Consider the following 22,322-nt stretch of genomic DNA (forward strand, 5'->3'; position numbering starts at 1 on the left):
GGGCAGTCCTTTTTGTGTAACGCCTGTTGATTGAAATGGCGCGTCCAGGTGCTGGGCGCGTTTAAGACTGCTTGGAGGTCGAATTGGACAAGAACATGAAAATCCTCATCGTTGATGACTTCTCAACGATGCGGCGGATCATTAAAAACCTGTTGCGTGACCTTGGGTTCACCAACACGGTCGAGGCGGATGACGGCCTGACGGCGATTCCGATCCTCAACAGCGGGAGCATCGACTTTCTGGTAACCGACTGGAACATGCCGGGTATGACCGGTATCGACCTGCTGCGCCATGTGCGCGCCGATGAAAAACTGCGCAGCCTGCCTGTGCTGATGGTGACCGCCGAAGCCAAGCGTGAACAGATCATCGAAGCCGCCCAGGCCGGGGTCAACGGTTACGTGGTCAAGCCATTCACGGCACTGGCCTTGAAAGAGAAGATCGAGAAAATCTTCGAACGCATCCACGGCTAATGCCATCGCGGGGGAGCTATGGAGCATAACGAAACGTCACAGGGCGACTTTGAGTCGACCCTGAAAAAACATGCTCACCAGTTGGTCGACAGCCTGGAAAAAGGCCAGTTCGCCGATGCGGTGCAGTTGATCCATGAGCTTAACCAGACCCGTGACCGCGGCCTGTACCAGGAAGTGGGCAAGCTCACACGCGAGCTGCACAGTGCGATCGTCAATTTCCAGATTGACCCGCGCATGCCCCAGGCCGAAGAAATTTCCCAGATTACCGACGCCACCGAGCGCCTGTCCTATGTGGTCAGGCTGACCGAGGCTGCGGCCAACCGCACCATGGACCTGGTGGAAAACGCCACGCCTCTGGTCAACGGCATGGCCAGCGAAGCCCAGGCCCTGAGCGTTGACTGGGGCCGCTTTATGCGCCGTGAAGTGGGGGCTGAAGAGTTTCGTGAGTTGGCCCGTCGGGTCGACGGTTTCCTGTCGCGCAGCGAGCAAGAGAACCGCACGGTGGCCAGCAACCTCAACGACATTCTGTTGGCCCAGGATTACCAGGACCTCACCGGTCAGGTGATCAAGCGCGTGACCCAGTTGGTCACCGAAGTGGAAAGCAACTTGCTCAAATTGGTGCTGATGGCCGGCCAGGTCGACCGTTTTGCCGGCATCGAACACGACCGCGAAGCGATCCTCTCGGAAAAAGATCCACAAAAACATCTCGCCAAGGGTGAAGGTCCGCAGATTCATGCCGATAAACGTGAAGACGTTGTGTCAGGTCAGGATGACGTAGATGACCTGTTATCCAGTTTAGGCTTCTAAGGAGCACCCACATGAGCTTCGGCGCCGATGAAGAAATCCTTCAGGATTTCCTTGTAGAGGCCGGCGAAATTTTAGAGCAACTGTCCGAACAACTGGTCGAGCTGGAAAGCCGACCGGATGATGCGAACCTGCTCAATGCAATTTTTCGCGGTTTTCACACTGTAAAAGGGGGCGCCGGCTTCCTCCAGCTCCATGAGCTGGTGGAGTGCTGCCACATCGCCGAGAACGTGTTCGACATCCTGCGCAAGGGTGAGCGTCACGTTGATTCGGAATTGATGGACGTGATTCTCGAAGCACTGGATGCGGTCAACGGCATGTTCAGCCAAGTGCGTGAACGTGCACCGATCACCGCAGCTACCCCGGAACTGCTGGCTGCCCTGGCGCGCCTGGCTGAACCTGCTGCGGCTGCGCCGGTGGCACAAGCCGCGCCGGAGCCGGTGGTAGAAGCCGAGCCGGACGTGACCGACAGCGAGTTCGAACAACTGCTGGACTCGCTCAATGCGGTCAAGGCCGAGGCAGAAGCACCGCCTGCACCTGTCACGACGCCGACCAGCGAAGACATTACCGACGCAGAATTCGAATCCCTGCTCGACCAGTTGCATGGCAAGGGCCAGTTCGCCGCCGATGCCGTGGCCCCTGTGGCGCCGCCGCAAGCGTCGTCTACCAATGCCAGCACCGACATTACCGACGATGAGTTCGAAGCGCTGCTCGACCAACTGCATGGCAAGGGCACCTTTGCGGCCGAAGCCCTGCCGGAAGTTGCGGCCACGGCAGTCGCCCCGGCCGCCAAGGCAGAGCCGGCAGGCGACGGGCTGATCTCCGATCACGAGTTCGAAGCCCTGCTGGACGAGTTGCACGGCAAAGGCAAGTTCACCGAAGTGGCCCCGGCTGCCGCCGCAGCGGTCGCCACCGCAGCACCGGCGGCTGCCAAAGCCCCTGCGCCGGCCGCCAAACCGGCCGCCGCGGAAAAGCCCGCCAGTGAAGCCGAAACCACCGTGCGTGTGGATACCGCACGCCTGGACGACATCATGAACATGGTCGGCGAACTGGTGCTGGTGCGTAATCGCCTGGTGCGCCTGGGCCTGAACAGCGGCGACGAAGCCATGCAAAAGGCCGTGTCGAACCTCGACGTGGTTACCGCCGACCTGCAAACCGCGGTGATGAAAACGCGGATGCAGCCGATCAAGAAAGTCTTCGGTCGTTTCCCGCGCCTGGTTCGCGACCTGGCGCGCCAGCTCAAGAAAGAAATCAACCTGGAACTGGTGGGCGAAGAAACCGACCTGGACAAGAACCTCGTCGAGGCCCTGGCCGACCCGCTGGTCCACTTGGTGCGCAACGCGGTCGACCACGGGGTAGAAACCCCGGAAGAGCGCGAAGCCGCCGGCAAGTCGCGCAACGGCAAAGTGATTTTGGCGGCGGAGCAAGAGGGCGACCACATCCTGCTGTCGATCACCGATGACGGCAAAGGCATGGACCCGACCATCTTGCGCAATATCGCGGTCAAGCGTGGCGTGATGGACAAGGACGCCGCCGACCGCCTGACCGACACCGAGTGCTACAACCTGATCTTCGCCCCGGGCTTCTCGACCAAGACCGAGATTTCCGACGTGTCCGGCCGTGGCGTGGGCATGGACGTGGTGAAAACCAAGATCAGCCAGCTCAACGGCTCGATCAACATCTACTCGACCAAGGGCCAGGGCTCCAAGATCGTCATCAAGGTGCCGTTGACTCTGGCGATCATGCCGACCCTGATGGTGATGCTGGGCAATCAGGCGTTCGCTTTCCCGCTGGTCAACGTCAACGAGATCTTCCACCTCGACCTGTCGCGCACCAATGTGGTGGACGGCCAGGAAGTGGTGATCGTGCGCGACAAGGCGTTGCCGTTGTTCTACCTCAAGCGTTGGCTGGTGGCCTCGGCTGCCCATGAAGAGCAGCGCGAAGGCCATGTGGTGATTCTGTCCGTGGGCACCCAGCGCATCGGTTTTGTGGTCGATCAACTGGTGGGCCAGGAAGAAGTGGTGATCAAGCCTTTGGGCAAGATGCTGCAGGGCACCCCGGGCATGTCGGGCGCGACCATTACCGGTGACGGTCGCATCGCGCTGATTCTCGATGTTCCAAGCATGCTCAAGCGTTACGCCGCACGGCGTATTTGATTCTGGTGGGGCAGGGCGGTCATGCCCGCCCCGTCTAACGGAGTGTTTATGGCAGTCAAGGTCCTGGTGGTGGACGATTCGGGTTTCTTCCGCCGCCGCGTCTCGGAAATTCTTTCCGCCGATCCAACGATCCAGGTGGTCGGCACGGCCACCAACGGTAAAGAGGCGATCGATCAGGCCATCGCGTTGAAGCCGGACGTGATCACCATGGACTACGAGATGCCGATGATGGATGGCATCACCGCCGTACGTCACATCATGCAGCGCTGCCCTACCCCGGTATTGATGTTCTCGTCGCTGACTCACGAAGGCGCGCGGGTAACCCTCGACGCGCTGGATGCCGGCGCGGTGGATTTTCTGCCGAAGAATTTCGAAGACATCTCGCGCAACCCCGACAAGGTCAAGCAGATGCTGTGCGAGAAGGTGCATAGCATCTCTCGCAGTAACCGTCGCAGCCTGTTCAGTACACCTGCGCCGGCCCCTGCACCTGCGCCCGCAGCGGCTGCGCCGACGTCATCGTTTGCACGCCCGGCGCCTGCGCCAGTGGCCCGGCCTGCGGTGGCGCCGGTACGTGTCGCCGCCGCACCGAGCGCCCATTCGCCAGCGCCCAAGCGCAAGGCTTATAAGCTGGTTGCCATCGGCACCTCCACCGGCGGCCCGGTGGCCTTGCAGCGGGTGTTGACCCAGCTGCCGGCCAACTTCCCGGCGCCGATCGTGCTGGTGCAGCACATGCCCGCCGCCTTCACCAAGGCGTTCGCCGAGCGTTTGGACAAGCTGTGCCGGATCACCGTCAAGGAAGCCGAGGATGGCGACATCCTGCGCCCTGGCCTGGCGCTGCTGGCGCCGGGTGGCAAGCAGATGATGGTCGACGGCCGCGGTGCGATCAAAATCCTGCCGGGTGATGAGCGCCTGAACTACAAACCGTGTGTGGACATCACCTTCGGTTCGGCAGCCAAGTCTTACGGCGACAAAGTTCTGGCGGTGGTGCTCACCGGCATGGGCGCCGATGGCCGTGAAGGTGCGCGCCTGCTCAAGCAGGGTGGCAGCGCCATCTGGGCCCAGGACGAAGCCAGCTGCGTGATCTATGGCATGCCTATGGCCATCGTCAAGGCTGACCTGGCTGATGCGGTCTACAGCCTGGACGACATTGGCAAGCATCTGGTGGAGGCCTGCCTCTGATGGATGTCTTGAGCCTGATCGGGATCACCATGGCGTTTGTCGCCATCATCGGCGGCAACTACCTCGAAGGCGGCCACCTTGGCGCCCTGGCCAATGGCCCGGCGGCGTTGATCGTGATCGGTGGCACCGTGGGCGCGGCGCTGTTGCAGTCGCCGTTGAGCTCGTTCAAGCGGGCCATGCAGATTCTGGTGTGGATCATTTTCCCGCCACGGGTCGACCTGCCTGGCGGCATCGACCGCGTGGTCAACTGGAGCCTCACCGCTCGCAAGGAAGGTTTGCTGGGCCTGGAAGGCGTGGCCGATGCCGAGCCCGACAGCTACGCCCGCAAGGGCCTGCAACTGCTGGTGGACGGCGCCGAGCCGGAAGCGATCCGCAGCATTCTGGAGGTGGATTTCTATACCCAGGAAAGCCGTGACATCAATGCGGCGAAAGTCTTTGAAAGCATGGGCGGCTACGCGCCGACCATCGGCATTATCGGCGCGGTGATGGGCCTGATCCACGTGATGGGCAACCTGGCTGATCCTTCGCAACTGGGCAGCGGTATTGCCGTGGCGTTTGTGGCGACCATCTATGGTGTGGCCAGTGCCAACCTGGTGCTGCTGCCGGTGGCCAGCAAGCTCAAGTCGATTGCCATGCGCCAGTCGCGTTACCGCGAAATGCTGCTCGAAGGCATCCTGTCGATTGCCGAGGGCGAGAACCCGCGCTCCATCGAATTGAAGCTTCAGGGCTTCATGGATTGATGCACATGAACACCCGTATTCCCGTAGGAGCGAGCTTGCTCGCGAAGAACCCGAGAGCGCCGCGTGCATCCAGAATGCCCGCGTCTGTATTGACGTTTTTCGCGAGCAAGCTCGCTCCTACAGTGGGGTGGGTGTGTGGAGGGGAGTGCCTGTGAGCCGTCGCCGTCGCGAGCCTGAAGAACACGTCAACCACGAGCGCTGGCTGGTGTCCTACGCGGATTTCATCACCTTGCTGTTCGCGTTTTTTGTGGTGATGTACTCGATCTCGTCGATCAACGAAGGCAAGTACAAGATCATTTCCCAGGCGCTGGTGGGCGTGTTCAACGATACCGAGCGCGCGCTCAAGCCGATTCCCATCGGTGAAGAGCGGCCCAGGACCGTCACCCCGGCCAAGCCGCTGGTCAACGACAGCGATGAAATCGCCGCCGGTGTCGGCGGTACCAGCGACCCGCTCAAAAGCATCGCCGACGACATCAGTGCCGCCTTTGGCGACCTGATCAGTTCCAACCAGATGACCGTACGCGGCAACGAGTTGTGGGTGGAGATCGAACTCAACTCCAGCCTGTTGTTCGCCAGCGCCGATGCGTTGCCCAGTGATCAGGCGTTCACCATCATCGACAAGGTGGCGGCAATCCTTAAACCGTTTGAAAACCCCATCCACGTGGAAGGCTTCACCGACAATTTTCCCATCAGCACCGCGCAGTACCCGACCAATTGGGAACTGTCCTCGGCCCGTGCGTCGAGCATCGTGCGCATGTTGGCCATGCAGGGTGTGAACCCGCAGCGGCTGGCGTCGGTGGGCTATGGTGAATTCCAGCCGGTGGCCAATAACGCCACAGTGGAAGGGCGTGCACGCAACCGCCGGGTGGTGCTGGTGGTGTCGCGCAACCTGGATGTACGACGCAGCCTGACCGGTACCGGCACGGCAAATGCAACACCGGATGCGGCGTTGAAGCGCGCTGGCACACAAACTGCACCGGCCCCTGCAAAGCCGCCGGTACGGGCAAGCTCCGTCAATTCTCCGTCACCGGCTCAATAACCTTATGCAATGTCTCGGTCGCGCCTGTGCCCACCGGGAGGAACCAACCGAATGAGAGTCTGGGCAGTTGCCAATCAAAAGGGTGGAGTCGGCAAGACCACCACTTCCATCGCCTTGGCCGGCTTGCTGGCCGAAGCGGGCAAGCGTGTGGTCGTGGTCGACCTCGACCCCCACGGGTCCATGACCAGCTATTTTGGCTACGACCCGGATGCGCTGGAACACAGCTGCTATGACCTGTTCCTGCACAAGGGCAGCGTGCCGGCGGATCTACCCGGGCAACTGCTGTTGCCCACCAGCAACGAGAGCATTTCACTGTTGCCGTCGAGCACTGCGCTGGCCACCCTTGAGCGTCAGTCGCCAGGGCAGAGCGGCCTGGGCCTGGTGATCGCCAAGACCCTGGCGCAACTGTGGCAGGACTTCGACTACGCGATCATCGACAGCCCGCCGTTGCTGGGCGTGCTGATGGTCAATGCCCTGGCGGCCAGCCAGCAATTGGTGATCCCGGTACAGACCGAGCACCTGGCCGTCAAAGGCCTGGAGCGCATGGTCAGCACCCTGGCGATGATCAACCGTTCGCGCAAACAGGCGCTGCCGTTCAGCATCGTGCCGACGTTGTTCGACCGCCGTACCCAGGCATCCCTTGGCACCTTGCGGGTATTGCGTGATGCCTACCCGGACACCATCTGGAACGGTTACATCCCGGTGGACACACGCCTGCGTGACGCCAGCCGTGCGGGGCTTACGCCGTCGCAGTTCGACGGCAAGAGCCGTGGCGTGCTGGCCTACCGTGCGTTGCTCAAGCATCTGCTGTCACAGCAGCTTGTGGCGCAGGTGGCGTGATGAACCGTCCTGTCGAATTCAAGACCCGACCGCAACTGGCGCTGGAATCCTACCTGGATGCCCTGCTGCAGGATGCGACGGACGAGGAACTGCCGGAACCGATTCTGGTACTGGAACCTGCTGTCGAGCCTGTCAGTACGCTGGACGAATTTCAGCAGGCCGTGATGCAAGAGCAGGCGCGCGATGCGCAGGTGGCGGAGGCTCCAGTCGTGGTGCCGATCACCCCTGCGGTGGTGGCGCCGGTGGTGGTCGAGCCGGTGGTGGAGGTGCACTTGCCGCCGAGTATCACGCCACCGCCGGTTACCGGTGACGGTCGCCCGGCGTGGGCGGCCGAGCCGTTCGAGTGCCTGCTGTTCGACGTCGCCGGCTTGACCCTGGCAGTGCCGCTGGTGTGCCTGGGCTCAATCTATTCGCTCGAAGGCCAGGAGCTGACACCGTTGTTCGGCCAGCCGGAGTGGTTCCTCGGCATCCTGCCCAGCCAGGCCGGCAACCTCAAGGTGCTGGACACCGCGCGTTGGGTGATGCCCGACCGCTACCGCGACGATTTTCGCCAGGGTCTGCAATACGTGATTTCGGTGCAGGGCTACGAATGGGGGCTGGCGGTGCATCAAGTCAGCCGCTCGTTGCGCCTGGACCCCAATGAAATCAAATGGCGCAGCCACCGTGGCCAGCGCCCCTGGCTGGCGGGCACCGTGATTGAACACATGTGCGCATTGCTGGATGTCGCCGAACTGGCAGAGTTGATCGCCAGCGGTGCGGTCAAGGCGATGCCTCAGAACACACGCAGTTGATTGAACAATAAGGGCCGTGCGGTTGCGCGGCGCACTAGTACACACGCCGTCGATAGCGGCACTTGAAGGGGTTACACGAATGAACAAGTCAGCGTCCGCACAAGGTTTGGATGATCCGATTCTGCAATGGGTTACCTTCAAACTCGACAACGAGACCTACGGTATTAACGTGATGCGCGTGCAGGAAGTGCTGCGCTACACCGAGATCGCTCCGGTACCGGGTGCACCAAGCTACGTGCTGGGCATTATCAACCTGCGTGACAATGTGGTGACGGTCATCGACACCCGCCAGCGTTTTGGCCTGGACACGGTTGAAGTCAGCGACAACACCCGTATCGTGATCATCGAAGCCGACAAGCAAGTGGTCGGGATCATGGTCGACAGCGTGGCCGAAGTGGTTTACCTGCGCCAATCGGAAGTGGAAACCGCGCCGAACGTCGGTAACGAAGAATCGGCCAAGTTCATCCAGGGCGTGTGCAACAAGAACAACGAACTGCTGATCCTGGTTGAGCTGGACAAGATGATGAGCGAAGAAGAGTGGTCGGAACTGGAGAGCATCTGATTGTTCCTTGAGGCGGCGGTGATTGTCCTGGCCCTGTTGTGGGCCGGGACCTTGGCGTTTGTACTGCGCTATATGCGTCAGCAACGGGAGTTGGCCTTGCAACAGGCCGAACGCGACGCCGTACGTGACCGGCGCATTCTGGAGCTGGTCAAGCGCGTGGATCATTACCAGCAGAGTGCGGTGCGGGTCGGTGATGAAGTGCACGAACTGCGCGCGATTCTCGGGCCTTTGCCGGATAAGTTGGTGCAGTTGGAACAGCGCGATCCTTCCAACCTGTCGTTTGCCCAGGCGGCCAAGCTGGTGGGGATGGGCGCGACGGTGGATGAGCTGACCCAGTCCTGCGGCTTGACCCAGGCCGAGGCGCAGTTGATGAGTAAATTGCACAAGAGCTGATTCGGTTGGCTGGGTTCAATGTGGGAGCGAGCTTGCTCGCGAAAAACCTCAACATGACGCGTGTTTCCTGATTAAGCGTGGTGCCTGTGGGTTTCTCGCGAGCAAGCTCGCTCCTACAGTCGGCATTGGGGGTTGCCCCTTCTACCTTTTGAGCATCAGTCAATTTTTCTCCTGCGACAGACTTTTCCTGTTCCCCAAGGGTCAACATCCTTCAAGCACCTTGACCCAGGAGATACCCCCAAATGACCACCCCCAAAGCCCTGTTGATCCTCCATGGCAAACAAGCCCTGAACGAGGACGTGCGTGCCGCTGTGCTGGCCCGACGTGAGCAGGGTTGGGAGCTGGCGGTGCGGGTGACCTGGGAGGGCGGTGATGCCCAGCGCCTGGTCCATGAAGCGCTGGCTGATGGTTACACCCACATCGTCGCCGGCGGCGGTGACGGCACGCTGCGTGATGTGGCCGAGGCCATGGCGCAGGCCAAGGCCGACGCCAGCCTGGTGCTGATGCCGCTGGGTACCGCCAATGACTTTGCCAAGGCTGCGGGCGTGCCGTTGGAGCCGGTCGGTGCCCTGGCGTTGCTGGACGTCGAGCCCAGGGCCATCGATCTGGGCCAGGTGGGCGGGCAGATTTTCCTGAACATGGCCACCGGCGGTTTCGGCAGCCAGGTGACGGCCAACACCTCCGAAGACCTGAAGAAAGTCCTCGGCGGCGCCGCTTACCTGTTCACCGGTTTGTCGCGCTTCAGCGAATTGAAGGCCGCCTACGGTGAATTGGAAGGTCCGGATTTCCACTGGAAAGGTGAATTGCTTGCGCTGGGCATCGGTAACGGTCGTCAGGCCGGCGGCGGGCATGTGCTGTGCCCCGGCGCACTGGCCGATGACGGGCTGTTGGACGTCAGCATCCTGCCGGCGCCCCAGGAAGTGGTCGGCACCCTGCGCGAGTTAATGAGCAATGGGTGGGAGCTGGACACCATGTTCGTCCGCGCGCGCCTGCCGTGGGTGGATATCAAGATGGCGCAAGGCTTGTATATCAACCTTGATGGCGAGCCGCTGGAGGGCGACGACCTGCATTTCGAAGCGCTGCCCAAGGCGCTGCGCGTGCACCTGCCGTTGGGTTCGCCGTTAGTCGTCCAGGCTGATGATTTGCTCACGCACGGCGAATAACACCAGGCCCGCCACGTCGAAAATCTGCAAACGCTTCATGATCTGCGAGCGGTGGGCTTCCACGGTCTTGATGCTCAAGCCCAGGCCGTGGGCGATTTCCCGGGTGGACTTGCCGCGTACGATCAAGCGCAAAATCTCCAGTTGCCGCGCCGTGAGGTTATGGCTGTGGGCAACGGGTGCGCTGGGGCCCTGGCTGCGGACCAGCGCCTGGTTGATCACCGTGTGGGCGATGGCGGGGCTCAGGTAGCGTTCGTTGTTACGCAGGGCCAGCAGGGCATGTTCCAGCTCGGTGGCGGTGGTGTCCTTGAGCAGGTAGCCGTGGGCGCCGGATTCCAGCGCGCGCATGATCAGGTCCGGCTCGGTGTGCATCGACAGAATCAGCACTTTGCACTTGGGGTAAAAGCGTTTGAGTTGCTGCAAGGCATCCAGCCCGCCGGTGTGCTTCATCGACAGGTCGAGCAGCACGATATCCGGCTGCAAGGCACTGTATTGCTCCACCAATTGCGCGCCATCGCTGGCTTCACCGATCACGTTGTAGCCGGGAATATCCAGAATCAGCGCACGCACACCGGCGCGAATCAGGGCGTGGTCATCCACCAGGAGTAAATTACAGATCACTCGAGAACCTTAGGGGCGCTGGCCCGTTCGAGAGCGCGCGGCGCCCAGGGGAAAAGTGCGTTGATGCGGGTGCCTTTGCCGGGCTGGCTGCTGATGGAAAAGGTGCCCCCCAGCTGGTGTGTTCTTTCACACATACCGGCCATGCCCCGTTGGCCTTCCCGGCCCGGGTCGGGAGCAGGCGAGAACCCCTGGCCGTCATCGCAGATTATCAGCGACAGGCCTTCAGGCAGACGTTGCAGGCGCACCAGCAGGTTGTGCGCCTTTGCATGGCGAAGCATGTTCGTCACCGCTTCCTGGGTGATGCGAAAGGCCGCCACGGCCATTTCTTCGGGGATGCCGGTGAGCCGTTGCTGGCACTCCAGGCTCCAGCACACCTGGGTGTTTTCCAGGGTCTTGAGCAGGTGCGCGCGCAGGCTGGCTTCCAGGCCCAGGCTGGTCAATTGGCGGGGGTTGAGGATGGCGGAGACGTCGCGCACCTTGGCCAGGGTTTCATTCAGGGTATTGCACAGCACCGAGCAATGGTTGTGCAGATCCGGGGGCAGGCGGCGCTGCAACCATTCGCTTTGCAGTTTGGCGGCGGTCAGCAGTTGGCCGATATCATCATGCAGTTCGCGGCTGAGCCGGTGACGTTCGTTCTCTTGAACTTGCAACAGGCGGTCGGCCAGCTCCTGGGGCTCGAACTTGATGGCCTTGCGCGAATGCCACTGTTGCAGGCCCACCGCTACCAGCGTGGCGAGGTTGAGCAGCAGGATCAGCAACGGCAGCGGCTCGTGCTGCAGATAGGCCCACAAGCTGGCCAGCAATGAGCACAGGCACAGCGCAAGGGTAAGGCGGCGCGCATGGCGGCGGGACACGGACCTGGCGATAAGTAACTTGAGACGGGCGAACATAGCGGATGGAGCCAATGAGGGTTCACTACGGGGAGGCCGGTTGACCGGGCTCTGTGTGGAGTCTGCTGCCAAATCGTCTTTAAACATAGTGAAGTTACATCACTTCGAGAGGGGGCATAGTACCACCCCCGCTTACCGTTGGTCGTCTGATTGGCTTTGGTCCACACAAATACTCTGGGCGTTAATCCCAGAGTTGAAAGTGGTAAGTTGTATTAACGAAGTTGGTTTGTATAGTTTATTGCGTTGATGGCTAATTGAAATTTACCCATTGCCTCCAAGCAGGTCGTTTTTAGATAACCAGGCAGTTAAATACGACCTGCACGAGCGCCTACGACCGGTGATGCACGTGCGGCGGCTTATGGCTCAAATCCTTTTGCGGAATCTGCAAGGCAACCGTGGCGATCAATGAAGTTTGCTCGCTTTCATCCAGGCTTAGTTCGCCGGTGCGTGTGTCGATCAGTTCCAGTTGCCAGGCCAGCAGGGTCAGGCAGTCATGCAGCGCATCCAGCGCTTCGTCATGCAACTGCAGGGGGCTTTGGGCATTGGCGATCAGATTTTGAAGATGCCCCGAGAACTCGCTGATAGCTTGCAGGGCCAGGCCATCGGCTTTTTCAGCCAGTTTGGCCAGGCTGGCTTTCATGCAGTCGATGGCGTCGCTGTCGTTGCGGATCAGATGCAGATGGCTCAAACACTCTTCGGACTTGCCCAAAAGCAGTTGAGCCTCGCTCAAGAAAGCGAGAAGTGCTGTTTGCCATTCGTTTGCGCTATTCATCATGCAAGTCTCCGCAACGTAAGGTCGGGTGATGAGATGTCGCACCGGGTGAATGGCTTAAAACTAGCGCTGAAATACGACTGGGACTTGTAGGTCGCTTCCGATGTTTTAGTAGGATGTTTATTGAAATGCTCACGAAAGTCGTATGTAGCCCCTGGTGTGCGGGATGACACGACTTCAGTTGCCGATACGTGAGTGCCTGAAAGGCCCGTGGGCCAACGGCTGGGGATGGCAAACAAAAGCCTGACTCCATTCATGCAATGAGAATGGCGTCACATTAATGGCTATTAGATATCGCGAATATCAGGTTGGACCTGATTGCGTATAGGGGAATCCCCTATATGGCGGAACTGCACGTTGATTCGACTGTCGCGCAAGGTGCCTTGCAACAGTGGTAAGGCACGAAGCAGTAAAGCATGATGTCAGTGTGACATCAATGAATTTACATGGCATTTTATCGGGGTCAAGGTCTGGCGCTTGCCGCCGATAACGTGCGTATACAACTGCACACCCTCTCAATGCGCCTGCGGCGTGTACACCAGGAGCTTTTAATGGCCGGCATTCTCGACACGGTAGATCAACGCACGCAATTGGTGGGTGAGAACCGCCTGGAAATTCTCATGTTCCGCCTCTTCGGACGGCAGTTGTTCGCGATCAACGTGTTCAAAGTGCAGGAAGTGCTGCAATTACCCAAGCTGACCCTGATGCCCCAGCGCCACCCGTTCGTGTGCGGGGTGGTCAACCTGCGTGGTCAGACCCTGCCGGTGATCGACCTGTCCCAGGCCATCGGTATGCGCCCTTTGGTGCCGGGCCCCAACAGCACCATCATCGTCACCGAGTACAACCGTTCGGTGCAGGCGTTTCTGGTGGGCGGCGTCGACCGCATCGTCAACATGAACTGGGAAGCCATCCTGCCGCCGCCGACCAGCGCCGGTCGCCAGCACTATCTCACCGCCATCAGCAAGGTCGATGACCAATTGGTGGAAATCATCGACGTGGAAAAGGTCCTCGCCGAGATCGTGCCTTATAACGCCAAGGTTTCGCGGGAAAAACTCGAAGACCCGGTGCTCGAACGTGCCCGTGGTCGCGAAGTGCTGCTGGTGGACGACTCCAACGTGGCCCTCTCGCAGTTGCGCGATACCCTCGGGCAGCTGGGCGTGAAGATGCACATCGCCAGCGACGGCCTCAAGGCGTTGAACATGCTCAAGGCCTGGGCCGACAGCGGCCAGGTGATGACCGATAAACTGCTGATGATCTTCACCGACGCTGAAATGCCCGAGATGGACGGCTACCGCCTCACCACTGAAATCCGCAACGACCCGCGCCTGCGCGGCCTCTATGTGGTGCTGCACACCTCGCTGTCGGGCAGCTTCAACGAGTCGATGGTGAAGAAGGTCGGCTGCGACAATTTCCTCTCCAAATTCCAGCCGGACAAGCTGGTGGATGTAGTACGCCAGCGACTGATGTTGGACGAAGTGCCCGCCTGACCTTAGGATGACACTTTGTTTCCCAGGAAGGCAGGCCCATGCTTCGTCTCAGCGCGTTGTACCGTTACCCCCTTAAATCCGGCAAGGCCGAAGCCTTGCAGCACATCGGCCTGGATAAACTCGGCCTGCAAGGGGATCGACGCTGGATGCTGGTGGACGAAGCCAGTGGGCGGTTCCTGACGCAGCGGGCTGTGGCGAAGATGAGCCAATTGTCGGCGCTGTGGAATGACGCAGGCGGCCTGACCCTGAGTTCGCCGGGCTACTCGACGTTGGACGTTGTGTTGCCCGATGGCGCCAGCGAACTGCGCGGCGTGACCATCTGGCGCGACACCCTGCGCGTGCCGGATGCCGGCGATGAGGCCGCTGCCTGGGTCAGCGAGTTTATTGGCAAGCCGACGCGCCTGGTGCAACTGCCACTGGAGCGTGCGCGCACTACCGAAGCCGGCTACGGCAAGGATGACGACAAGGTCGGTTTTGCCGACGGCTATCCGTTGCTGCTGATCGGCCAGGGCTCCCTGGACGACCTGTGTGAAAAGATCGGCCGCCCGATGGAGATGCTGCGTTTTCGTCCCAACCTGGTCATCGAAGGCGCCGAGGCCTTTGCCGAAGATGGCTGGAAGCGCTTGCGCATCGGCGACGTGGAGTTTCGGGTGGTCAAACCGTGCTCGCGGTGCATCCTCACCACCGTCGACCCCCAGACCGGTGAGCGCAGCCCCGACCGCGAACCCTTCGCGACACTTCAGGCCTATCGCAATACCGAGAAGGGCGCGATGTTCGGCCAGAACCTGGTCAACGATGGCATTGGGCATCTGGAAGTCGGTATGCCGGTGGCCATCCTGGAATAAAAAATGCCCGTCTCGCAGGAGACGGGCATTTTTTTGTATCGGGTATCGCTTAGCCGCGGTATTCACACAGGTAAGCGGTGTCCACGGCGACCTTCAACTGGAACTTGCTGTTGGCCGGTACGTTGAACTGGCTGCCGGCGGCGAAGGTTTCCCACTCGGCGTCGGGCAGTTTGACGATCAGGGCGCCGGAGACAACGTGCATGATTTCACGTTGGGCGGTGCCGAATTCGTATTCACCCGGAGCCATTACGCCGATGGTCGCCGGACCTTCCGCGGTGCCGAAAGCGATCGACTTGACGGTGCCGTCGAAGTATTCGTTGACTTTGAACATGGGTGAATCCTCAAAAAAGGGTCAAGGCTTACGCTAACCACTGTAGGAGCGAGCTTGCTCGCGAAGATCGTTAACGATAACGCAGCGCATCCGGTTAAACGCGGTGCTCTCAGGTTTTTCGCGAGCAAGCTCGCTCCTACAGGTGGGCAGCATCAAGGAAAGTGGTTGTCCAGTATGCCCAAGGCTGTGGACGCTGCCTAGACCGGCAAAATCAACGGCAACAGGCGCGCGGTGTTGCGTGCATCCTCCAAGGCCCGATGCTGCTGGCCATTGAACTGCATCCCCGCCAATTGCAGCGCACCATTGAGCCCCAGGGGCTTGTCCAGGCGCCGGGCCTTGGCAAAGCGTTGCTTGAGGTTCACATGGGGCGTTTGCCCCAGTGCGCTGGCCAGGCCATGGCGCTGCCACTCCAGCTCAAGCTGCACGCGATCATAGTCACCCCAGCTGGCCCAGCCTTCCAGGCGTGCCTGGTGCTGGCCCAGCCAGCGTTCGAACAGCGGCCACACCTCGGTGATCGGTGTGGCTGCGTCAATATTGGCCTGGGTGATATGGGTCAGTTGGCGGCAAAAGGGCGTCAGCAACGGCCGTCGCAGTGGCCGCACAAAGCGCTGAAAGTGATCCAGTTCGCGGCCCTGGCGGTTGACCAGGCTGGCGCCGATCTCGATGACTTCCATCTCCGTCACGGGCCAGCCGCCGTCATCCGTTGTGGCTTCAAGGTCAATAATCAGCCAATGAGGCATGGTGCAGGTTCCCGTACTCGTCCCTTTCTGTTGGGGATAGAGCGTAGCCCGGCCCTGTAGTTCCGCCTAGGGGCGTTATTCGATCTGTAGCAAAACCTGACGATTGCGCACTTGATCGCCCGCCATGACCTGTACGGCCTTGACGATGCCGTCGATACCGGCCTTCAGCGGGTGCTCCATTTTCATCGCTTCGAGTACCAGCAACAGCTGGCCCTGGGTGACCGTGTCGCCGACGCTGACCTGGATGTCGACAATCGCGCCATCCATCGGCGCCTTGATCGTGCCGCTGCTGGCATCCACCTGGCGGCTGGCGACTTGCTGGGTGCGGTTGCTCACCTGCACGCCGGGTAGCCACAGCCGGGTAGCGTCGAGAGCGTAGGGAACACATCGGCGAATGCCGTTGAGCACCAGGGTGGCCCAGCGACCGTCGGTGGTGAGTTGCAGGTCATCTGCACTCAGGGTGTGGATTTGGCCATTGACCTCCAGGCGATAAGTGCACGGGACATGGGCGGTGTTACGCCATCCTGCCAGGCCTTGGGGATGCTGGTCGGCGCTGTGTCGGTAAAACAACGCCGCTGCCAGGCTGAGCTGTTCAACCGATGGCGCCTGGGGCGCTATCTGGCCGAAGTGTTCGGCGATAAAGGCGGTGCTGAACTTGCCGGCGATAAAATCCGGCTGTTTGAGCAAATCCACCAGGAACCGCTGATTGGTGGTGACACCCAGTAGCACGGTGTCTTCCACGGCCCGCAGCAACTTTCGGCGGGCTTCTTCGCGGGTGGCGCCGTGGGCGATGATCTTGCCCAGCATCGGGTCGTAGAACGGGCTGATGGTTTCGCCTTCGCGTAGGCCATGGTCGATGCGCGCGCAGGCGGCGGGCTCCCAACGCAACACGTCACCGGTTTGCGGCAGGAAGCCCTGGGCCGGGTCTTCGGCGTACAGGCGCACTTCCATGGCGTGGCCGGTCAGGGTCACCTGTGATTGGGTGAGTGGCAGCGGTTGGCCGGCGGCGATCTGCAACTGCCAGTCCACCAGGTCAAGGCCGGTGATCAGCTCGGTCACCGGGTGTTCGACTTGCAGGCGCGTGTTCATTTCCAGGAAATAAAACCGGCCATTGCGGTCGAGCAGAAACTCCACGGTACCGGCGCCGACGTAGCTCACTGCACGCCCTGCCTTGAGTGCCGCGTCGCCCATGGCCTGGCGCAGTTCCGGCGTCATCACTGGGCAGGGCGCTTCTTCGATGACTTTCTGATGGCGGCGCTGGATAGAACAGTCGCGCTCGCCCAGGTAGATCAGGTTGCCATGGCTGTCGCCAAACAGTTGCACCTCAACGTGGCGCGGTTCGATCAGGGCCTGCTCAAGGATCAGTTCGTCGCTGCCGAACGCGTTCATCGCCTCGGAGCGCGCCGTGCGCAGTTGTTCCAGCAGTTGGCCAGGTTGGTGCACCAGGCGCATGCCGCGCCCACCGCCACCGGCGCTGGCCTTGATCATCAGCGGGAAGCCGATGCGCTCGGCTTCCTGTTGCAGCGTGGCGTCGTCCTGGGCGCTGCCTTGGTAACCGGCGATGCAGGGTACGCCGGCGTCGAGCATGGCGAGTTTGGACAGGCGTTTGCTGCCCATCAGTTCAATGGCCTCGACGCTGGGGCCGATGAAGGTGAGATTGGCCTGCTGGCAGGCGCGGGCGAAGTCGGGGTTTTCCGAGAGGAAGCCGTAGCCGGGGTGGATGGCGTCGGCGCCGGTGAGTTGGGCCGCGTTAAGGATGGCAGGGATGTTCAGGTAGGACTGCTGCACCGGCGCCGGGCCTATGTTTACGGCTTCGTCGGCCATCTGCACGTGCAGGGCATCGGAATCTGCCTCGCTGTAGACAGCTACGGTGCGATAGCCCAGTGCCTGGGCGGTGCGCTGGATGCGGCAGGCGATTTCGCCGCGGTTGGCGATGAGGATCTTGGTGAATGTGGGCATTGGGTTATCCCTTGATGAATGTGGCGTGTGTTGGGGCCTCTTCGCAGGCAAGCCAGCTCCCACATTTGAAATGTGTGCCCCTGTGGGAGCTGGCTTGCCTGCGATGGCGTCATCGAGACCAACTCGGCTTTCGCTTCTGCACAAACGCCTGCGTCCCCTCGACCCCTTCTTCACTCCTCACCGCCTCGGCAAACCACTGCGCCCCACGGTCCAATACGTCGTCAAGCGGTTCATCCACGCTTGCCAGCAACAAGGCTTTGGTTCGCGCATTGGCCCCCGGCGCACACTGCAACACCTGGCCCAACACTTCATCCAGCCGCTGCGCCAGTGCCTGCGCATCGTGCTCGACAAAATGCACCACCCCCAATCGGCCAGCCTCAATGCCATCAAACCGCGCCGCCGTCAGCGCCAGCCTGCGTGCCTGGGTCAAGCCGATGCGCTTGACCACAAACGGCGCAATCTGCGCCGGCAACAACCCCAGGCTGGTCTCCGGCAAGCCAAACTGCGTTTTGTGGTCAGCGATTGCAATATCGCTCACACACGCCAACCCAAACCCACCGCCCAGCACCGCGCCTTGCAGCACTACGACCACCACCTGCGGCAGCGCTTGAACCTCTTGCAGCAAGGTGCCAAACGCGCGGTTCAGCGCTTGTAACTGATCCCCCGCACCGACCAGGTCCTTCACATCGGCCCCCGCACAGAAATGCCCCCCCGCACCGCTGATCACCACGGCGCGCACCTGACTGTCCAACTGCGCCAGTACCGCTCGCAGTTCATTGACCATTTCAAGGCTCATCGCATTGCGGCATTCGGGCCGGTTGAGGGTGATGTGCAGCACGCCGTTATGGGCTTCCAGCAGCAGGGTACTCATGGCTTTTTACCGGGCAGGGTGCCCATCAGTTTGCAGATGATGCCCAGCATGATCTCGTCGGCACCGCCGCCAATCGATACCAGGCGCACGTCACGGTAAGCGCGGGCCACCGGGTTGTCCCACATAAAGCCCATGCCGCCCCAATATTGCAGGCAACTGTCGCTGACCTCACGGCCCAGGCGCCCGGCCTTGAGCTTGGCCATGGACGCCAGGCGGGTCACGTCCTGGCCCTTGATGTATTGCTCGGTAGCCTGGTAGACCAGAGCGCGCAGGCATTCGATTTCGGTGGCCAGTTCAGCCAGGCGAAAGTGGATCACCTGGTTGTCGATCAGCGCCTTGCCGAAGGTCTGGCGCTCTTTGCAGTATTCGATGGTGCTGTCGATGCAGTACTCCAGGCCCTTGATCATATTGGCCGCGCCAAACAGGCGTTCTTCCTGGAACTGCAACATTTGCATCATGAAGCCTGCGCCTTCATGGCCGATGCGATTGCGCTGCGGTACACGCACGCCGTCGAAGAACACCTGGGCGGTTTCGGAGCTGTGCATGCCGAGCTTTTCCAGGGGCGGGCTGACGCTGATGCCCGGGCTGTTCATCGGCACCATGATCAGCGACTTGTTGATATGCGGCTTGTCGTCGGACGTGTTGGCGAGCAGGCAGATAAAGTCGGCGCTCGGCGAGTTGGTGATCCACATCTTGCTGCCGTTGATCACATAGTCATCACCGTCCTTGCGCGCATGGGTCTTGAGCCCGGCCACGTCGGAGCCGGCGCCGGTTTCCGACACGCCGATGCAGCCGACCTGTTCACCGCTGATGGCCGGGCGCAGGAACTCTTCACGCAATTGATCGGAGCCGAAGCGAGCCAGGGCCGGGGTGCACATGTCGGTCTGCACGCCGATGGACATGGGGATGCCGCCACAGCGAATGCTGCCGAACTCTTCGGCGGCGACGATGGAGTAGCTGTAATCCAGGCCCATGCCGCCGAACTGCTCCGGCTTGGAAATGCCCAGCAGGCCCAGGTCACCGGCCTTGCGGAAGATCTCGTGAATGGGAAAGCGCCCGGCTTTTTCCCACTCATCGACATGGGGGTTGATCTCGCGGTCGACAAAGGCGCGCACGGTGCGGCGCAGTTCCTGATGTTCCTGGGTGAAGATCATTTTTATTGTTCTCCTGATTAGAATCGCGCCACGCCAAAGCTGTTCGGTTGCAGTTGCCGTGCTTGCGCCTCATGGCAAATATCCAGCAAGAAGCCCAAGAGTGTGCGGGTATCCCGGGGATCAATCAGTCCGTCATCCCACAGGTTGGCGCTGCCGTAGAGCGCGGTGGACTGGCTGTCGAGCTTTTGCGCAGTGACCTGTTCGAGCATGTCCAGCACCTTGGGGTCGGGCACCAAACCGTCTTTCAACTGCTTGGCCTCGGTGACGATACGCAGCACCTTGCCGGCCTGCGCACCGCCCATCACTGCCGTGCGGCTGTTGGGCCAGGCGAAGATAAAGCGGGGGTCGAGGCCGCGCCCGCACATGGCATAGTTACCGGCACCGTAGGAGCCGCCGACCACCACCGTGAGCTTGGGCACGCGGGCATTGGCCACCGCCTGGATCATCTTCGCGCCGTGCTTGATCACCCCTTGCTGTTCGGACTCGGTGCCCACCATGAAACCGGTGGTGTTGTGCAGGAACAGCAGCGGCGTATGGCTCTGGTCACACAGCTGGATAAATTGCGCGGCCTTGCTCGCGCCCTTGGGCGTGATGGGGCCGTTGTTGCCGATCACGCCGACGGCGCGGCCCTGGATATGCAGGTGGCCGCAGACGGTATGGGCATCGAACTCGCTTTTGAACTCCAGGAAGTGGGAGGCATCGGCCAGGCGCGCGAGGATTTCGCGCACGTCGTAGGGTTTTTTCGGGTCGTCGGGAATCAGCCCCAGCAACTCGTCGATGGGGTACAGCGGCTCCGCATAGGCGGTTTTTGCGGCGGGTGGCAGCCGGTCATTCCACGCCAGCAGGCCGACAATTTCTCGCACGATACGCACGCCATCGGCGTCATTTTCTGCCAGGTATTCAGCGGTACCGGCGGTTTGTGCGTGCATCTGCGCACCGCCCAATTCTTCGTCACTGGCGACTTCGCCGGTAGCGGCCTTGAGCAGTGGTGGCCCGGCCAGAAACAGTTTGGCCTTGCCGCGTACCACCACCACGTAATCCGACAAACCCGGCTGATAGGCACCGCCTGCGGTGGCCGAGCCGTGCACCACGGTGATCTGCGGCAGGCCCATGGCTGACATGCGCGCCTGGTTGGCAAAGCTGCGCGCGCCTTCGACGAAAATCTCGGCGGCATAATTGAGGTTGGCGCCACCGCTTTCGGCGAGAGTCACCACCGGTAGTTTGTTCTCCATGGCGATCTGTTGCAGGCGCAGGGATTTCTTCAGGCCCGAGGGCGAAATGGTGCCGCCCTTGATCGCGCTGTTGTTGGCCACCACCAACATGCGTACGCCGCTGACATAACCGATGCCGGCGATCAGCCCGCCACCGGCGGCGCTGCCGTCCTTGTCGTCGTGGAGTTTGTAGCCGGCCAGGCTGGCCAGCTCCAGAAACGGTGCGCCGGGGTCCAGCAACAGGTTGAGGCGTTCGCGGGGCAGCAATTGGCCGCGCTTGTCGAACTTGGGCCTGGCTTCCTCTGCCTTCGCCAGCAGGTTGTGTTCCAGTTGGTGCAGCTGGGCGATGGCGGCCAGCATGGCGGCGCGGTTTTGCGCGAACTGTGGGCTGTGGGGGTCAACCAGGGTTTCAATCGTCGGCATGGTGTTATTGCTCCGTCTTGAGCACATCCGGCAGGTAGGCACGGTGGAACCCATTGAAGGGTTGGCTCGGCGCTTGCGCCTTGTGCAGCGGCCACGCCCGGCTGCCCAGGCTGGCGGCGCCGTCAATGCGCAAGGTGCTGCCGCTGACAAAGGCCGCAGCCGGGCTGAGCAGAAAAACGATGGCCGCGCTGACTTCCGACTCGGTGCCGATACGCTTGAGCGGCACATGCTCGCGCAAGGTCGGGATCACGGCCTTGAACGCGCCTTCATAGGTATCCATGCCGCTGGAGGCGATCCAGCCGGGCGCCACGGCGTTGACGCGCACCCCGGCATAGCCCCATTCAAACGCGGCGGTCTTGGTGAAGTTATCCATGCCCGCGCGTGCTGCGCCGGAGTGGCCCATGCCGGGCATACCGCCCCACATGTCGGCGAGCATGTTGACGATCGATCCACCGTGCTTGCTCATCGACTGGTTAAACACCTCCCGCGCTACCAGAAAACCACCCACCAGGTTGGTGCGCAGTACGGTTTCAAATCCCTTTTGGTTGATGGCGGCCAGGGGCGAGGGGTATTGGCCGCCCGCGTTATTGACCAGGCCATGGATGGCGCCATGGTCGTGCAGGATCTGCGTGACCAGCGCTTTCACCGCTTCTTCATCACGAATATCACAGACATGCCAATGGGCGACGCCGCCATCTTCGGCAATTTCCGCCGCGACCTTTTGCAGTTTTTCCGGCTTGCGCCCCACCAGGATCACGCAGGCACCAAGGGCCGCCAGCTCATGGGCGGTGCAGCGGCCAATGCCACTGCCGCCTCCGGTGACAATCACGGTTTGCCCCTTAAACAGGTCGGCTTTGAAGATCGATTCGAAGGCCACGGCGACG

Annotated in this window: 23 protein-coding genes; 13 read left to right on the forward strand and 10 right to left on the reverse strand. The window is 61.3% G+C overall.

All coding sequences use genetic code 11. The features are described 5' to 3' along the window. The first annotated feature begins 95 nt into the window (after positions 1-95). From JFT63_RS00325 to yegS, 11 genes are all read left to right on the forward strand, one after another. Positions 96-470 (forward strand): chemotaxis response regulator CheY, encoded by a 375-nt coding sequence (locus JFT63_RS00325; protein ID WP_003192908.1) that lies wholly within the window; start codon positions 96-98, stop codon positions 468-470. 18 nt (positions 471-488) lie between these two features. Beyond that, the gene (locus JFT63_RS00330) at positions 489-1,277 is read left to right on the forward strand and encodes a protein phosphatase CheZ (RefSeq protein ID WP_005790038.1); all 789 of its coding nucleotides are present in this window, start codon (positions 489-491) and stop codon (positions 1,275-1,277) included. An 11-nt stretch (positions 1,278-1,288) separates the two neighbouring features. Continuing rightward, on the forward strand, positions 1,289-3,430 hold the full coding sequence (locus tag JFT63_RS00335) for a chemotaxis protein CheA (RefSeq protein WP_198843166.1): 2,142 nt from the start codon (positions 1,289-1,291) through the stop codon (positions 3,428-3,430). Between the two features lie 48 nt (positions 3,431-3,478). After that, positions 3,479-4,609, forward strand: a complete 1,131-nt coding sequence (locus JFT63_RS00340; RefSeq protein WP_186558452.1) for a protein-glutamate methylesterase/protein-glutamine glutaminase — start codon at positions 3,479-3,481, stop codon at positions 4,607-4,609. Further along, the gene (locus tag JFT63_RS00345) at positions 4,609-5,349 is read left to right on the forward strand and encodes a flagellar motor protein (protein WP_005790033.1); all 741 of its coding nucleotides are present in this window, start codon (positions 4,609-4,611) and stop codon (positions 5,347-5,349) included. The genes JFT63_RS00340 and JFT63_RS00345 overlap by 1 nt, the downstream gene beginning before the upstream one ends. A 151-nt stretch (positions 5,350-5,500) precedes the next feature. Further along, complete coding sequence (gene motD, locus JFT63_RS00350; RefSeq protein ID WP_198843167.1) at positions 5,501-6,388, forward strand: flagellar motor protein MotD; 888 nt, start codon at positions 5,501-5,503, stop codon at positions 6,386-6,388. Positions 6,389-6,439: 51 nt separating this feature from the next. Continuing rightward, a complete protein-coding gene (locus tag JFT63_RS00355; RefSeq protein WP_014719332.1) occupies positions 6,440-7,228 on the forward strand; it encodes a ParA family protein in 789 nt (262 codons plus the stop codon). Continuing rightward, positions 7,228-8,019 carry a CheW domain-containing protein gene (locus tag JFT63_RS00360; RefSeq protein ID WP_057700890.1) on the forward strand — a complete coding sequence of 264 codons (792 nt, stop codon included), beginning with the start codon at positions 7,228-7,230 and terminating at the stop codon, positions 8,017-8,019. The genes JFT63_RS00355 and JFT63_RS00360 overlap by 1 nt, the downstream gene beginning before the upstream one ends. A 79-nt stretch (positions 8,020-8,098) precedes the next feature. After that, positions 8,099-8,581, forward strand: a complete 483-nt coding sequence (locus tag JFT63_RS00365; RefSeq protein WP_198843168.1) for a chemotaxis protein CheW — start codon at positions 8,099-8,101, stop codon at positions 8,579-8,581. Continuing rightward, a complete protein-coding gene (locus JFT63_RS00370) occupies positions 8,582-8,974 on the forward strand; it encodes a DUF2802 domain-containing protein (protein WP_005790023.1) in 393 nt (130 codons plus the stop codon). Positions 8,975-9,216: 242 nt separating this feature from the next. Further along, positions 9,217-10,137, forward strand: coding sequence for a lipid kinase YegS (yegS, locus tag JFT63_RS00375; RefSeq protein WP_198843169.1), 921 nt, complete (start codon positions 9,217-9,219; stop codon positions 10,135-10,137). Here the strand turns inward: yegS and JFT63_RS00380 are convergent. The 3 genes from JFT63_RS00380 to JFT63_RS00390 form a co-directional block, all read right to left on the reverse strand. After that, entirely contained in the window at positions 10,096-10,755 is a 660-nt protein-coding gene (locus JFT63_RS00380) for a response regulator (protein ID WP_057700888.1), read from the reverse strand. The genes yegS and JFT63_RS00380 overlap by 42 nt on opposite strands. After that, positions 10,752-11,645, reverse strand: a complete 894-nt coding sequence (locus JFT63_RS00385; protein ID WP_186558460.1) for a sensor histidine kinase — start codon at positions 11,643-11,645, stop codon at positions 10,752-10,754. The genes JFT63_RS00380 and JFT63_RS00385 overlap by 4 nt, the downstream gene beginning before the upstream one ends. 328 nt (positions 11,646-11,973) lie before the next feature. Continuing rightward, positions 11,974-12,420 (reverse strand): hypothetical protein, encoded by a 447-nt coding sequence (locus tag JFT63_RS00390; RefSeq protein WP_186558462.1) that lies wholly within the window; start codon positions 12,418-12,420, stop codon positions 11,974-11,976. Between the two features lie 548 nt (positions 12,421-12,968). On the opposite strand from JFT63_RS00390, the gene JFT63_RS00395 reads away from it, so the two are divergent. Beyond that, positions 12,969-13,904 (forward strand): chemotaxis protein CheV, encoded by a 936-nt coding sequence (locus JFT63_RS00395; protein ID WP_057700886.1) that lies wholly within the window; start codon positions 12,969-12,971, stop codon positions 13,902-13,904. A 38-nt stretch (positions 13,905-13,942) separates the two neighbouring features. Further along, on the forward strand, positions 13,943-14,749 hold the full coding sequence (locus JFT63_RS00400; protein ID WP_198843170.1) for an MOSC domain-containing protein: 807 nt from the start codon (positions 13,943-13,945) through the stop codon (positions 14,747-14,749). Positions 14,750-14,798: 49 nt separating this feature from the next. Here the strand turns inward: JFT63_RS00400 and ppnP are convergent, their stop codons facing one another. The 7 genes from ppnP to JFT63_RS00435 form a co-directional block, all read right to left on the reverse strand. Beyond that, entirely contained in the window at positions 14,799-15,080 is a 282-nt protein-coding gene (gene ppnP / locus JFT63_RS00405; protein ID WP_017527650.1) for a pyrimidine/purine nucleoside phosphorylase, read from the reverse strand. Between the two features lie 197 nt (positions 15,081-15,277). Next, positions 15,278-15,820 (reverse strand): exonuclease domain-containing protein, encoded by a 543-nt coding sequence (locus JFT63_RS00410; protein WP_057700884.1) that lies wholly within the window; start codon positions 15,818-15,820, stop codon positions 15,278-15,280. 75 nt (positions 15,821-15,895) lie between these two features. Next, positions 15,896-17,779, reverse strand: a complete 1,884-nt coding sequence (locus tag JFT63_RS00415) for an acetyl/propionyl/methylcrotonyl-CoA carboxylase subunit alpha (RefSeq protein ID WP_198843171.1) — start codon at positions 17,777-17,779, stop codon at positions 15,896-15,898. 109 nt (positions 17,780-17,888) lie between these two features. Then, complete coding sequence (locus JFT63_RS00420; protein ID WP_057700882.1) at positions 17,889-18,650, reverse strand: enoyl-CoA hydratase-related protein; 762 nt, start codon at positions 18,648-18,650, stop codon at positions 17,889-17,891. Beyond that, positions 18,647-19,804 carry a citronellyl-CoA dehydrogenase gene (gene atuD, locus JFT63_RS00425; protein ID WP_198843172.1) on the reverse strand — a complete coding sequence of 386 codons (1,158 nt, stop codon included), beginning with the start codon at positions 19,802-19,804 and terminating at the stop codon, positions 18,647-18,649. Before atuD ends, JFT63_RS00420 begins: the two co-directional genes overlap by 4 nt. 17 nt (positions 19,805-19,821) lie before the next feature. Further along, a complete protein-coding gene (gene atuC, locus JFT63_RS00430; RefSeq protein ID WP_198843173.1) occupies positions 19,822-21,438 on the reverse strand; it encodes a geranyl-CoA carboxylase subunit beta in 1,617 nt (538 codons plus the stop codon). 4 nt (positions 21,439-21,442) lie between these two features. Next, a complete protein-coding gene (locus JFT63_RS00435; RefSeq protein WP_057700879.1) occupies positions 21,443-22,315 on the reverse strand; it encodes an SDR family oxidoreductase in 873 nt (290 codons plus the stop codon). Between the last annotated feature and the right edge of the window lie 7 nt (positions 22,316-22,322).

Source organism: Pseudomonas sp. MF7453, from assembly GCF_016405455.1.
GTDB classification, from domain to species: domain Bacteria; phylum Pseudomonadota; class Gammaproteobacteria; order Pseudomonadales; family Pseudomonadaceae; genus Aquipseudomonas; species Aquipseudomonas paralactis.

What these genes read in the sequence shown, in the direction of transcription:
- yegS (WP_198843169.1), top strand. Translation starts at nt 9,217, where the DNA reads ATGACCACCCCCAAAGCCCTGTTGATCCTCCATGGCAAACAAGCCCTG.
- JFT63_RS00330 (WP_005790038.1), top strand. Translation starts at nt 489, where the DNA reads ATGGAGCATAACGAAACGTCACAGGGCGACTTTGAGTCGACCCTGAAA.
- JFT63_RS00340 (WP_186558452.1), top strand. Translation starts at nt 3,479, where the DNA reads ATGGCAGTCAAGGTCCTGGTGGTGGACGATTCGGGTTTCTTCCGCCGC.
- JFT63_RS00410 (WP_057700884.1), bottom strand. Translation starts at nt 15,820, where the DNA reads ATGCCTCATTGGCTGATTATTGACCTTGAAGCCACAACGGATGACGGC.
- JFT63_RS00335 (WP_198843166.1), top strand. Translation starts at nt 1,289, where the DNA reads ATGAGCTTCGGCGCCGATGAAGAAATCCTTCAGGATTTCCTTGTAGAG.
- JFT63_RS00400 (WP_198843170.1), top strand. Translation starts at nt 13,943, where the DNA reads ATGCTTCGTCTCAGCGCGTTGTACCGTTACCCCCTTAAATCCGGCAAG.
- JFT63_RS00325 (WP_003192908.1), top strand. Translation starts at nt 96, where the DNA reads ATGAAAATCCTCATCGTTGATGACTTCTCAACGATGCGGCGGATCATT.
- JFT63_RS00365 (WP_198843168.1), top strand. Translation starts at nt 8,099, where the DNA reads ATGAACAAGTCAGCGTCCGCACAAGGTTTGGATGATCCGATTCTGCAA.
- JFT63_RS00395 (WP_057700886.1), top strand. Translation starts at nt 12,969, where the DNA reads ATGGCCGGCATTCTCGACACGGTAGATCAACGCACGCAATTGGTGGGT.
- JFT63_RS00420 (WP_057700882.1), bottom strand. Translation starts at nt 18,650, where the DNA reads ATGAGTACCCTGCTGCTGGAAGCCCATAACGGCGTGCTGCACATCACC.
- JFT63_RS00345 (WP_005790033.1), top strand. Translation starts at nt 4,609, where the DNA reads ATGGATGTCTTGAGCCTGATCGGGATCACCATGGCGTTTGTCGCCATC.
- ppnP (WP_017527650.1), bottom strand. Translation starts at nt 15,080, where the DNA reads ATGTTCAAAGTCAACGAATACTTCGACGGCACCGTCAAGTCGATCGCT.
- JFT63_RS00355 (WP_014719332.1), top strand. Translation starts at nt 6,440, where the DNA reads ATGAGAGTCTGGGCAGTTGCCAATCAAAAGGGTGGAGTCGGCAAGACC.
- atuC (WP_198843173.1), bottom strand. Translation starts at nt 21,438, where the DNA reads ATGCCGACGATTGAAACCCTGGTTGACCCCCACAGCCCACAGTTCGCG.
- atuD (WP_198843172.1), bottom strand. Translation starts at nt 19,804, where the DNA reads ATGATCTTCACCCAGGAACATCAGGAACTGCGCCGCACCGTGCGCGCC.
- JFT63_RS00385 (WP_186558460.1), bottom strand. Translation starts at nt 11,645, where the DNA reads ATGTTCGCCCGTCTCAAGTTACTTATCGCCAGGTCCGTGTCCCGCCGC.
- JFT63_RS00415 (WP_198843171.1), bottom strand. Translation starts at nt 17,779, where the DNA reads ATGCCCACATTCACCAAGATCCTCATCGCCAACCGCGGCGAAATCGCC.
- JFT63_RS00360 (WP_057700890.1), top strand. Translation starts at nt 7,228, where the DNA reads ATGAACCGTCCTGTCGAATTCAAGACCCGACCGCAACTGGCGCTGGAA.
- JFT63_RS00390 (WP_186558462.1), bottom strand. Translation starts at nt 12,420, where the DNA reads ATGATGAATAGCGCAAACGAATGGCAAACAGCACTTCTCGCTTTCTTG.